The organism is Velazquezella soli, assembly GCF_977018685.1.
Window position 1 is genome coordinate 33,069 of the sequence record NZ_CDRNXF010000001.1, and the last position, 12,637, is coordinate 45,705.

General features: G+C 57.4%; 9 protein-coding genes and 1 pseudogene. 3 read left to right on the forward strand and 7 right to left on the reverse strand.

The annotated features are described in order from the left end of the window. Positions 1-222 precede the first annotated feature (222 nt). On the reverse strand, positions 223-2,163 hold the full coding sequence (locus tag AC0JZ8_RS00175; RefSeq protein ID WP_471891278.1) for a methyl-accepting chemotaxis protein: 1,941 nt from the start codon (positions 2,161-2,163) through the stop codon (positions 223-225). A 386-nt stretch (positions 2,164-2,549) separates the two neighbouring features. Between AC0JZ8_RS00175 and AC0JZ8_RS00180 the strand changes: the two are divergent. After that, positions 2,550-2,660, forward strand: a pseudogene (locus tag AC0JZ8_RS00180) (cold-shock protein); the annotation flags it as partial. Positions 2,661-3,445: 785 nt separating this feature from the next. Here AC0JZ8_RS00180 and AC0JZ8_RS00185 read toward each other — a convergent pair. From AC0JZ8_RS00185 to AC0JZ8_RS00195, 3 genes are all read right to left on the reverse strand, one after another. Then, positions 3,446-4,483 (reverse strand): AMP-binding enzyme, encoded by a 1,038-nt coding sequence (locus tag AC0JZ8_RS00185; RefSeq protein ID WP_471891279.1) that lies wholly within the window; start codon positions 4,481-4,483, stop codon positions 3,446-3,448. Between the two features lie 187 nt (positions 4,484-4,670). Beyond that, complete coding sequence (locus AC0JZ8_RS00190; protein ID WP_471891280.1) at positions 4,671-5,981, reverse strand: GGDEF domain-containing protein; 1,311 nt, start codon at positions 5,979-5,981, stop codon at positions 4,671-4,673. A 14-nt stretch (positions 5,982-5,995) separates the two neighbouring features. Continuing rightward, on the reverse strand, positions 5,996-6,355 hold the full coding sequence (locus AC0JZ8_RS00195; protein WP_197978195.1) for a hypothetical protein: 360 nt from the start codon (positions 6,353-6,355) through the stop codon (positions 5,996-5,998). A 263-nt stretch (positions 6,356-6,618) separates the two neighbouring features. Between AC0JZ8_RS00195 and AC0JZ8_RS00200 the strand changes: the two genes are divergently transcribed. Further along, the gene (locus AC0JZ8_RS00200; protein ID WP_471891281.1) at positions 6,619-7,068 is read left to right on the forward strand and encodes a MarR family winged helix-turn-helix transcriptional regulator; all 450 of its coding nucleotides are present in this window, start codon (positions 6,619-6,621) and stop codon (positions 7,066-7,068) included. Positions 7,069-7,121: 53 nt separating this feature from the next. Continuing rightward, entirely contained in the window at positions 7,122-8,345 is a 1,224-nt protein-coding gene (locus AC0JZ8_RS00205) for an FAD-dependent monooxygenase (protein ID WP_471891282.1), read from the forward strand. A 247-nt stretch (positions 8,346-8,592) separates the two neighbouring features. On the opposite strand, the gene AC0JZ8_RS00210 is transcribed toward AC0JZ8_RS00205, so the two are convergent. The 3 genes from AC0JZ8_RS00210 to AC0JZ8_RS00220 all read right to left on the reverse strand — a co-directional run bounded on the left by AC0JZ8_RS00210 (position 8,593) and on the right by AC0JZ8_RS00220 (position 12,637). After that, positions 8,593-9,777: a GGDEF domain-containing protein gene (locus AC0JZ8_RS00210; RefSeq protein ID WP_471891283.1), complete on the reverse strand. Its 1,185-nt coding sequence runs from the start codon at positions 9,775-9,777 to the stop codon at positions 8,593-8,595. Positions 9,778-10,790: 1,013 nt separating this feature from the next. Further along, positions 10,791-11,594 (reverse strand): ABC transporter ATP-binding protein, encoded by an 804-nt coding sequence (locus AC0JZ8_RS00215; protein WP_471891483.1) that lies wholly within the window; start codon positions 11,592-11,594, stop codon positions 10,791-10,793. An 8-nt stretch (positions 11,595-11,602) separates the two neighbouring features. Next, complete coding sequence (locus tag AC0JZ8_RS00220) at positions 11,603-12,637, reverse strand: FecCD family ABC transporter permease (protein WP_471891284.1); 1,035 nt, start codon at positions 12,635-12,637, stop codon at positions 11,603-11,605.

The window sequence follows — 12,637 nt, forward strand, 5'->3', positions numbered from 1 at the left end:
GCGGGTATGTACTTAAAGCCGTGATTTGCGCGGCATCCTGACAACTCTTGCTTACTCAGACCGGCCGATCCCGCAGGTGCGCCACTAAATTGGTTCAATGGCTCGACCTCCGTTGTCAGACACAACGGGCGCTTGATCCACGCAAGTCGCTCCAGCCCGCCAATAGCCGCGGTATCGACTGATATCCGCGGCCTTGCCTTGCTGATCGCTTGGAGCTGAGCCTCAGAATTCCTCCCACTCGTTGGCAGCTACAGCGGCATTGCCGTAGAAGGCCGTTGCCAGCTTACGGCTCAAGGCACGGGCCGGCGAAGCTCCGGATGTTTCGCGGCGTTCTGAAGGGCGCATTGCCTGAGCGAGTGTATATCCACGTCGACCGCTTCCACCCGACAGCTTGAACTGTGACAGGAGTTCGTTCAGCGAAGCTGCATCGCGCGCCATTCCATGGCTTGCGGCAGTCTGCTCCTCGACCATTGCGGCGTTCTTCTGGGTGTCCTGGTCCATCGCGTTGACGGCGGTGTTTATTTGCTGAAGGCCGGACGATTGTTCCTGAGCGCTCTCGACGATTGCGCTGACATTGCGGTTGATTTCCTGGACTTCCGCAACGATCGTTTCCAGTGCGCGGCCGGTTTCGCCAACCAGAAGTACGCCGTTCTGGACCTGTTGGTTGGACGCATTGATCAATGTCTTGATCTCTTTCGCAGCATTGGCAGAACGCTGAGCAAGTTCACGCACTTCCTGTGCGACGACCGCAAAACCCTTGCCGGCCTCCCCTGCGCGGGCGGCTTCGACACCGGCGTTCAGAGCGAGAAGGTTGGTCTGGAAGGCAATCTCATCAATCACCCCGATGATGTTGCCGATTTCGCCCGAAGACTTCTCGATCTGCTGCATAGCCCTGACAGCGTTCTGGACGACTTCACCGGACTTCTCGGCGCCCTGGCGGGTGCGGGCAACGAGAGAGCCGGCTTCCTGAGCGCGCTTGGCGGCGTCCTTGACGGTGGTGGTGATTTCTTCGAGCGCTGCTGCGGTCTCTTCGACAGACGCGGCCTGCTGTTCGGTTCGCTTGGCAAGATCATCGGCGGACGACTTGATTTCAGCGGAACCAGCTTCGATGCTGCGCGCATTCTCGGCAACATGTTCAAGTGCCGACTGCAGCTTTGACGCAGATGCGTTGAAGTCGTTGCGGACGCCGTCGAGCGCTGAAGTAAACGGCGTATCAACGCGGTATGACACGTTGCCTTCGGAAAGCTGGCTGAGCGCTCTGGCAAGGTTCTCTACGGCGAACTTCACGTCGGCAGCTTCTTGGCTTCTCAATGCTTCGCGCTCGACGCGTTCACGTTCAGAAAGACTGAGATTGTCGGCTGCCTCCTGCTCAAGGCGAAGACGCTCCAGAGCGTTGTCGCGGAAAATGGCGACAGCCTCGGCCATCATACCAACTTCGTCTTTGCGGCCCAGGCCATCGATCTCTGCGTCTGTGTTGCCGGCAGCAAGCGAAGACATGCGTTCACGAAGGCGCGCCATCGGAGCGGTGACGCCTGTGTGGGCGATCGCCATGGCAATCGCAACAGCAACCGCGATACCAATAAGCATTCCGATGAGGGCTAGCTGGATAGTGGAGGAAACTTCCGCCGACAGCTGGTCACCGCCGTTCATGATCATATCCGTCATTGCTCCGTTGTTTGCACCAAACTTGGGAGACAATTCGATGACGATTTTGTCGAGATCGCCTGACAATGCAGTAACCTTAGCAGTGTCGCCGGCGGCATGAGCCTTCAACAGAAGGTCGCCGATGGCTGCCAGCTTGTCGATATCGAGGAGAAGCTCTTGCACCGCAGCATGACGGCTAGGAACGAGCCCTGGGACCTGCTCTAGACGACTGCGGGCTCCTGCAAGCTCCTTGCCAAAACGTTCAGAAAGATTTGCAAAAGCCGCCGACTGCGGGGCCTGAGCCAGCGCACGGCTGAGCCACGTTGTGGCTGTCCACGTGGCTGCTGCGCCGCGTGGAAGAAACGCTGCAGCGGTGCTCTCTTTATGGAGAAAGCTGGAATAGGACTGGTTCGCCGCGCTGAAGCGCTGTGTGACGAACAACAGGCCAGCGAGGGAGATGACGCCGAGGACAGCGATCGCCATCAGGAACTTGGTCTTGATCTTCAGATTTTTAAGCATGGATGACCTTCGCAGGGAAAGGAATGAGCGCAGCGGGGAGAAAGGAGACAGGAGCCGTCGTAGACGGCGCGCATCATGCGCGTAAAAGGATCTGATCGATCTCGGTGTCCTGGCGGGAAGGTAAGAGAGTTCTCATAAGAAAAGATTACTCAGGTTTCCCTTGAGTTCTGGTTTCCTTGTGAATACGCGATAGCCTGGTAGAAATATGCGCATGGGACAGCGCATGATTGCTGCCGTCAGAAATTGTTGACCCGCTAAAGCTGCGGAATGCAATAATCGCAATCAGCGCGACGCACTAACTCAGACGTTCCCGATCGTCGATGGTGTCGCATTCATATATGGCAGCCATGAAACCCAGTAACTCGGCTGAGATAGGGAAACAATGTATGCCAACAGGAACGGTTAAGTGGTTCAGCGTAGCCAAGGGGTTCGGATTCATCACACCTGACGATGGCACTGCGACGTATTCTTGCATATCTCAAAGGTTGAGGAAGCCAATCTTCCGACCTTGGAGAACGGCATTGCTCTTCGGTATTCCATTGGCTCGCGGAACGGGAAAGTCTTTGCAGAAGGCCTCTCGGTCATTTCCAAGCCGAAGGCACCTCAACGCGAGCCTGAACCGGATAATGGAAGTTCAACTTTCGAGAAAGAATTCGAGAAGGAGTGGGGTCTTCGACGGCGATAGCTGTCATGGATGCTCAAATCGTGAGCGACTTCGTTTGACGCGACATCGATCCACATTGTGCGCAACCAGCTCGGCAGCTTTGTCTAATAACCATTTGCGTGACTGGTACGTTCAGTTCAGTTCAAAGTGTAAGTATGGGATCTAGTGCCTCCGAGTACCGGGCGCGCGTTGGGTGAAATCGCATAGCGCGATAGAACCTCGAGCTGTGACACTTGAAGGGAACGAAGCTTCGTTCCGCCAACCCATGTACGACACAAATCATATTTACTGGTGATAAAGGGCGAAAAAGACACAGTAACTTGCTGAGTGGAGAGACGGGTATGGTTCGGCAGGTAGCGAGCAAGACAACTACCGATACCAACCGATTGTCATCTCGCTTAAGCCACAACGCGGTAACATCCCTGGCCTGCCAGTCTCTTATACCACGGTCGGGTCAAGAAGTAGTTATTTGGTCGCTGTCAAGTAGGTGTCCTGCAGTTCACCCCGGCAGACTCTTAGTTTTTATAACCGATAAGACCGGCAATTCACTGACTTTACTCGCTATCGAACGAGCGTGTCGTGAGATCACCACGATACTGAACCGTTGGAGGCTGCTGTTTATTCCACCCAATCTGACGCTTTCCCAAATTCATTGGTGGGTAGATTTGTGCCGAAGGTCCAGCTCTTTGGACATTCAACGGCGGACAGGCGTTGCATGCACCACTGGTCGAGTCTTGAATGGAGACCGATTTCCGCGTTGGCAGAAACTGGAACGATGAACGCTTTTAACCGCGCGCCTGAGGGAGTCGATTTTAGGCGAACGGACGCCCGCTCCACCTCCGGATGACGCTCGAGTTCGGCTGCAACCCGCTGAGGCCAGACATTAACCCCTCCCACCTGCACACCGCCATCCCGCCTGGCGCCGACGGTGAATGAACGGTTGCCCGTTCTGATAAATTCATCCGGTACATCATACGATTGCTCACCTCTTTCAAGCCGCGTCAAACTGCCGGCAGGGTCTCCGTCACTATTTGGGAAGCGCCAATGTGGCATCAAAGTGAAGCCATCGTCCGGATGTCGACGCCACCCAATACCAGCGGTCTCAGTTGATCCGTAGAGTTCGGTCATGCCGGAAAGACCGCGCTCAAGGAGCGACATTACTAACTGAGCTGGGCAGGGAGCGGTCGATACGACGCCGTTAACACCGGGCGGCCAGGCTGACACTGTCCTGTTTATAGCCGCCCATCGATCAGGAAACGTAACGACAAGGTCCCCAGGCACCAGCTCGTAATTCAAAAAACTATGCGTGCACGTTGTCTCGGCGATCACCTCCACGCCCAACTCGTCAGCCAGAAATGCAGTGAGAATGCAGCCGTAAATGTGATGCGCCGGAGTCAGTGCGATAATCCGGCGGCAGGACTGGAAATAACCAGCCAGAAACTGAGCTTCTTCGATCAGGAAAGTCGCATCATGCGTGTATCGCCTAGGCAGTCCGGTCGATCCAGACGTCAGGAAGGTAATTTTCGATATGCCCTGATCCCACGCCTCTTCGATCGCTTTCAACCAGCCTCCAAAGGTCTCAATTTCCATGAGGTTAGGGGTTGATGTGCTTTCGTAGAGATGAAACATCTCGTTGACGGCGGCACCAATCGCCATAGTCTCCAGGGAGTCGAGCCCTAGCCCGCTGCCCGTTCCATCTCTCAATGAAAGGTCTGCGTGCCAGACCTCATTAGCGGCAGCAGCCGAGTTACCCGGGCGGGAAGATGGTCCCCGCTGGGTTTTCAACTCGGCTTCGATGAGGCTTTGCAATACACGCGCAGCCGACCTCGGGCTCAGCATTTGCTCATTGCGTCTCGTTTGCAGTCAGTGGTGGGGCAGTCCTGTTGCGGCCCGCGCGCTTGGCTTGATAAAGAGCTGCGTCAGCATCAGCGAGTATGGAAGCAACGCTTTGCTGCGCGCCCAGTCCCTCGGCGCAACCAAAACTGGCAGTCACATAGATTGTCGACTTTTGCGTTACGATCGCAGTTGATGCGATAATTTTGCGAAGGGACTCCGCGAGCTCAACTGCTTCCTCCAAAGCTGCACCTGGAAGAATGATAGCAAACTCTTCTCCGCCTATCCGCGCAAAAACGTGTCCAGGGCGAACTGCATTGATACAGACCTTCGATATGGTCCGTAGCGCATCATCACCGGCACCATGGCCATAGCTATCGTTGATCAGCTTGAAATGATCGATATCAAAGGTAACGAGCGCGAACGGTCGTCCGAGCCTTTGGCTACTGATATGTTCCCTGTTGGCCGCATCGAAAAAAGCGCCACGATTATAAGCACTGGTTAGATGGTCGGTCTGCAAAAGCTTCTTGAGTTCCCGCATATCCGTGTCACGGCGCTCCACCTCGCGCATAATGACGGTGTACCCTCTGATTGACCTCTGGTCGTTTGACAGTTCGTCGACACAGACTGCGATCAGGCTTTGGCACCAGTATCGCTCTCCATTTTGACGAGACCCCCAGCCTTCATCCAGATGCCAGCCGTCTTTTCGCGCCTGTTCCAGGCGATGCGCCGTGGATAGCAGAGTTCCTTCTGGTCGATCTTCCATCAAATCCTCAACCGAGAGCCCATTGAGTTCGCTTTCGTCGTATCCAGTTTGCAGGCTGAGAGTGGAATTTACAGCGTTTATACGACCATCTGGGCCTAGAGACGCAACACCAAAATCTTTGACGCCTTCCAGAAGTGACCCGAACCAGGTCTCTGCTTCTCGTAGCCGGCGTTCCTGGCGCACCTGCAAAGAGACATCCGCAAGGGTGACCACGTAGCGCTCATCCTTGAGCTTAACGATCGTGCAGCTGAGGACCTTCGGTGCGTCTGAGCTACCGGTATCCTCTGGGCCAAGATATATCCGGTGGTTGGAACAGATCGTTCCGCGCTTCGCGCTGAAGTCTTGCACCAACGAACGCAGCTCAGGTGCGTAGTTTTGAAGGGCCTTCAGGAGGTTCGTCGCCATCCCGTCCGTCGATAGCGACATCATCAGGTTCATAGCGAGCGGGTTCATCAGCCGTATCGTGCCGTCCTTCTCGATGTCGACAAGGCCGACTGGACAAGCATATACAAACTGCAGGAGTTGTTCGTATTCGTCGTCTTGTGGTTGCTGCACTGGAGGATGCCCGGTTATCGCTGGATTAGGATGTATCTCAACGTCATCTCGCTGCTCTTGAGCAATCGCAAGCGGACAGGTGTCGGACGCATTCGCAATGTCAGTACATAGGGAATAACGTCATCTATTTCAGACTCATCCTCAAAGCGCTGCGCCACTAAAAAATTGTTCATGCACTGGGCGATTTCGTTGAAGTAATCGCAGTCCAGGACGCTTTCTCGCCGGAGCCCGGCAAGGGCAGATTCCCGTGCGTTGTAGCGACAAACCATTCCGCTTGCATCAAGACCAATGACGCCAAACTCAACCGAGTCGAGCTGGTCATCGTCCATAGCCTCCAGCTCTGCCCCGGAAATATTCTCGAATACCGATGTCACAGTTGGCCTCTATTGTTTGAGTTGCGGGATAGGGCCACCGGTCGGACATCAAGTCAAGGCAGACAAACATTACTGGGTAGGTTCGGATCCCTTCAAGACCCCCAAAACGGCTGCATTGCGTGCCGCCAAGTTAAAGGAAGCATAACGAAGTTGCTGCGGTAACGCTCAGCTTTTGGAGCAGTTGCTTTGTCAATTTGAGATCCACGGATCGTGCAGCAAATCTTGTGCTGGCAACCGGGTCGTAGTTCGCCTAGGAAAGACTTATGCAAGAACAGGACGACCATATTCATCCGGAGGCGTCAGTCGCTCCCGGCTACCTGGCCAATCACGCTGCCCGTGTGTTCAACAGGCTGGTAGATACGGCCTTGCGACCATACGGGCTTTCGCTTTCTCTGATTGGCCCGATCATGCTCCTTTCCTGGAAGGGACCGATGCTCCAGCGCGACCTTGTGCGTTCCTCCGCAGTCAAGCAGCCGGCGATGGTCGCGCTCCTCGACAAGCTGGAAGCGCTGACGCTGATCCGCCGGTCGCCCTCGTCAATCGATCGCAGGGCGGCAATGGTCGAATTGACGAGCCAGGGGCAAGAGGCAGCCCGGCGGGGACGCGACGCGCTACTAGCTGCAAATGCTAGGGGGCTGGAAGGCTTTTCATCCGAGGAGGCAATGTCAATGGTTCGCCTTTTCCAGCGACTGATCGATAATTTCGAGCGCTGACGACGGAACAAATATATCACGAGTGATGTTCTTTACGGAAAGGAGATCATCGCATGTCCCGTCGCATCCTCATCACCGGCGCAAGCGTCGCCGGCAATACAGCCGCTTGGTGGCTAGGCCATTACGGCTTCGACGTAACAGTCGTCGAAAGCACCCCAGAGTTTCGAGACGGTGGGCAGAATATTGACATCCGGGGTGTGGGCCGTGAAGTGCTGCGCCGGATGGATTTGGAACAGGCAGCCCTCGATCGCGGAACAGGGGAAGAGGGGACTGTCTGGATCGATGAGCATGGCGGAGAGGTCGCCAAATTCCTCACTGCCGATTTCGGTAGCGCTGGCCCAACGGCGGAGATGGAAATCCTACGTGGGGATCTTGCTCGCCTCCTGTACGAGTCAGCCCGCAACTACGCGACGTTTCGTTTCGGCGATCGCATCGATCGCATCGAAGAAGGCGCAGAGGCGGTCTCGGTTGCCTTCTCGAGCGGGCAGACCGAACAATATGATGCGGTCGTCATCGCGGAGGGCGTAGGCTCATCGACACGCGAGCTGGTTTTCCCTCAGGAGAACAAACCGCGATGGATGGATCTCACCATCGCCTATTTCACCATACCGCGACATGCCGACGACGACCAGATGTGGCGCTGGTACAATGCGACGGATGGCAGAAGCATATCGCTGCGGCCCGACACGCATGGAACGACGCGGGCCATGCTGTCGCTCCAGCAGCCACAGAACGGCGAGCAGGAATGGACCGTCGAGCAGCAGAAGGCCTATCTCCGCGAGCGATTTGACGATTCCGGCTGGCAGGCGCATCGGGTGCTGGCCGGCTTGGAAGAGACCGAAGATTTCTACTTCGACGTGCTGCGGCAGGTGCGCATGGATCGGTGGTCGAAGAGGCGCGTCGTGCTTACCGGCGACGCGGCCTGGTGCGCAACACCGCTTGCGGGGATAGGCGCTACACTCGCTGTGACAGGCGGCTATGTGATTGCCAGCGAGCTGCGGCGGAACGGCGATATTAGGCAAGCCTTCTCCGCCTATGAAGAGGCGATGCGGCCAATGGTCGAGAAAGGGCAGGGCGTACCAAAGATTGCTCCCCGCATGATGAACCCGCACAGCCGGCTCGGCATCAACCTGCTGCATAACACCCTCCGCATAGCGAGCAAGCCGGCTATTCGCGGTCTTGCCACCAAATTGTTCGCAAGTGAACCGGATGGACCTGATCTTTCGCGATATGAGAAGTTGCCTTTGCACCAACGACCTCATCGAACTGGACCTTGAGGTTTAGGTCGGAATCCCCGTGGAGCGGGTGGCGTTCGTAAGCGCACGGTCAGATTGTTGACGTTCCGCACCTATCTTTGACAGATTGCTTTAAGCCAGAGCTGGCTTCTGCTTTTTGATAGGCTGCAACCGCTGCCGTGTTGTGCTCGTGATCATACCAAACCGCTTCCACTGAAGAGTTTTGGACATCATGGCGCGGGGAGATGCCAAACTCGCGCTTGTACTCCCTGCCACAGTTGCCCCTGACCTATGATGCAAGCGAACGGCTCAAGGGCGTCGCGGGCAATTGGTGTGGGCAGGCTGTCTCAACCCGGTTTCGTCCAAGGGCTTTTGCTCGGTACAGAGCACCATCGGCGCTCGCGAGCATTTCGGCGAGGTCATGGCAGTCCGGTGCCGCAAGACCAATACTGACGGTCGCTTGGGTCTTCAGGCCCTCTGCTTGCGCGGCTGCGATGGCGAACCGGCGTGCGATCACTGAGCCACGACTGAGAGCTTGATGATGGTTGCACCGTGGCAGGAGTGCGGCGAATTCCTCACCACCCAGCCGGACAAGAAGCGCGTCGGGTCCCGCTTCTTCGCGGGCGGTCTCTGCGAACAGCTTGAGAATCTGATCTCCGACTGGATGGCCGTGACGGTCGTTGATCGCCTTGAAGTGGTCGAGGTCGAAGGCAAGCAGGGAGACGGGGTGGCCTTGCCGCTCCCTTATGATCCGAGCTGCCTGCTCAAAAAAGGCGTGGCGGTTCGCAAGCCCGGTCAACTGATCGGTTTGCGACAGGCGGAGCAGGTGCTGCTTCTCCTCCTCTCGAACGATCATCAGAAAAGACATCGGCATCGCTACAGAATACAAGACGGCCTCGTACATCGTCGCCTTTCCGATGGTGGAGAGAATATCTGGCCCGTACAGCTGAAGGAGGATAGGGGCAATGAACGCGCGGCAGAGGTAGAACACGGCGTGGAAAGCCGAGATCGATACTGCGATCGGACGCGAGCGCAATCGCTGGACCGTGCGGCTGCGCAGAAGTATCCAAGATGTCAGGCCGCAGGTCAGCGTGATGGGGACAGACGAGACATGGTTCCAGAAGGCGGCCGGGAAGTGCGTGCCAGCGATCGCCCAGGCGAGAGCCAGGAGGCTTAGCGCTCCAGCAGACGACCAGACATATCGGTGACCGTCGAGGCCGGCGATGGCGTTGAGGACCAAAAGGTAGCCCAACATCATCAGGATGTTCGTCGCCCCCATGCCGAGCGCGACCTGGATTTGGCTGCGGTTCATTGCAAGTGCGCAGCCGAGAACGAACGCGAAGAGAGCCGCGGCCATAACACCGAGCACGCGTGCGCGACCTGGATGAGCCTGCCTTTCCCAAAGGAGAAGCGACGCTGACACCAGCAGCGTTCCGATTGTTAAGTACCAGAGAGTTTGTAAATCGATCTGCATTGCTCTGCCTGCCTTGACTCAAAGCTTACAGGGAGATGTTTGAAGGATTCTTTACGTAGCCTCCTATGCCGCCGACATGGTTGGCGTAACGTTAAGCGTGGCGTTACATGCCTGCACTAAAGCATAGGGTTGCTTCCCGCTGTCATACAACTTGCCAGCGGATCGAATGTGACGGTCGCATCTTTAGCCGCCGCCAGACCCGCACCTAGTGGAAGGTGATATGGTTTTCAGTACAGAAAACATCATCGGTTTGCATTCAACCGAGAGCGCCATTGAAGCTGCCCGGCATATAACCGGAATGTCGCCTCGTCATTCCCAACCGCCTGCACCAAGGGAGCCGAGCGAAGCATGATCTCGCTGGGCGGCGCGTTCGCTGCCGCTCAGCGCCAGTGTGGCAAGATCCACCCTGTTGCGCCGCAACAAAGTCTGGGTCGTGTTTCTGTGATCAGTGGCAGGCTGGTCAGAACGAGCCGACGACAAAGTGGTAGCGCTATCATACTTCCACGAACACTTGCCAATCAACCAACCTCACACTAGCTTACGTTATGCGCGGTAGAATTCCATCTGATGTTCTTCTCCGGCCTGAAGATCTGGCTCTGCTCGAAAGAGTATTTGCGCAGGCAGTGCCGATACACGACACGCATCCCGACGAGCTCGCGATGCTGCTTTTCCGCTTGTTCCAGGAAGGAATGAGAGACGAGAAGAAACTGCTGACAGCGGCCGAAGCGTGGTTCCTGTAAGCCGACCTTGCGCCCTTTGACCCGATCGAGAGCGAGGAGGTAGCAGATGCCGTCTCGGTTATCTTCGTAAGCGGAAAGATCGAACAGTACGATCTGGTCGTCATTGCGGAGGGCGTGGGCTCATCGACCCGCCAACTTGTAATCCCTCGGCAGGCTGACACAGCGTTCCTCCACTAATGAGCTGATAAACTGCCTAAGGAATCTTAGTGATTTGATCTCTAATGACCGGGTCGTAGGTTCTGGTCCCATCAAGGAGCTATATGACCTTGCCGTTCAACACCCCAAAACGCGATACCGGCCGATCGGCAGCATCATGGGACGGCCGGAGACCGGGTCGGTGATGATCTGGCTTTCGAGCCCGAATACGGCGCGGATGTTCTGTTGCGTCAGGACCTCTTCGGGGGAGCCGGAGACATGGACCCGACCCTTTGCGATGGCGACCAGATGGTCGGCGTAGCGAGCGGCAAGGTTTAAGTCGTGCAGGACCATGACAACAGTCGTGCCACGCTCGCGGTTGAGATCGGTCAGAAGGTCGAGAACGTCGATCTGGTGGCTGATGTCGAGAAAGGTCGTGGGCTCGTCCAGCAACAGGATGTCGGTCTCCTGTGCCAGCGCCATGGCGATCCAGACGCGTTGGCGTTGACCGCCGGAAAGCTCGTCCACGGGTCTTTCGGCAAGTTCGGTCGTGCGTGTGGCGGTCAATGCCGCATCGACGGCTTCGTCATCCTTACGCGTCCAACGGGAAAACAGGTTCTGGTGCGGATGTCGGCCGCGGCTGACCAGATCGGCAACCGCGATGCCCTCAGGTGCGATCGGCGACTGGGGGAGGAGGCCCATGGTCCGGGCAAGCAGCCTGGCCGACATGCGGTGGATCGACTTGCCGTCGAGCAGAACCTGACCTTCCCGCGGGGCCAGAAGCCGCGACATGGCTCTCAGCAGCGTGGACTTGCCGCAGGCATTGGCGCCGACGATGGCCGTGATCCTGCCCGGCGGGACCGTCAGGTCGAGGTCATGCAGGATGTTGTCGGTGCCGTAACCGGTCGACAGCCCGTGGGCTTCGAGCGTGTGTTCTGACATTGCACTGTTCATAGGGCGCTTCCGGTACGGTTGACGCGTACGATCAGGTAGATGAGGTAGGGTGCGCCCAGCGCTCCGGTCACGACACCAACCGGATAACGGCTCGGCAGCAGGAACTGACCGGCGAAATCGCCAGCCAGCACCAGCACCGCCCCGATCAGAGCTGCCGGAACTAGCGGCGAACTGCTACTGCCGACGATACGAACGGCGATTGGCCCAGACAGGAAGGCGACGAACGCGATCGGCCCCGATACGGCGGTCGCCGAGGCGATCATGCCGACGGCAGCAACCATGATCAGCATGCGGGTCCGCGCCACTCCTACGCCGAGGGCGGATGCCATATCGTCTCCGAGGCGCAGCGCTTCCAGATCGCGGCTGCGGTTGAGCAGAAGGCCGCCGAACACGGCAAGCGAAGCGAGAAGCGGGAATGCCTGGCCGAGTTGGGCACCGTTAACGCTGCCGGTCAGCCAGCGCATCGCCTCCTGCAGGTTCCAGGCCGGTGCGCTGGAGAGGATATAGGCGATGATGCTTTCCAGCAAGGCCGAGATGCCGATGCCGACCAGGATAAGCCGTGTTCCGGCCACTCCGTTGCGGAAGGAGAGGCCGTAGACGAGCATGGAAACGCCGAGCCCCGCGACGACTGCGATGACTGAAACGATCGGACCGTTCAGCGACAGGACGATGATGGCAAACACCGCCGCAGCACTTGCGCCTGAGGTTATCCCGATGATGTCCGGGCTTGCCAACGGATTGCGCAACATCAGCTGGAAGGTGACGCCGCCAAGACCGAAGCTCAATCCGGCAAGAACCGACATCACAGCACGCGGCAGCCTCAGCTGTCCGACGGTAAAGGATGCGCCTCCGATCTGTTCGCCGAGCAGGACACGGATCACCTCGAGTGGTGGCGTCACGGTCTGACCGATGGCGAGGCTGAGCGCAAACAGCGCCACGACCAGCAGCGCCAGAATGGAAACCACGCTTCGGTAGCGGCGCTGTCGGCGTCGGCGATTGGCAATCAGTGTCTGCAGCGAGGTGGAAACCAT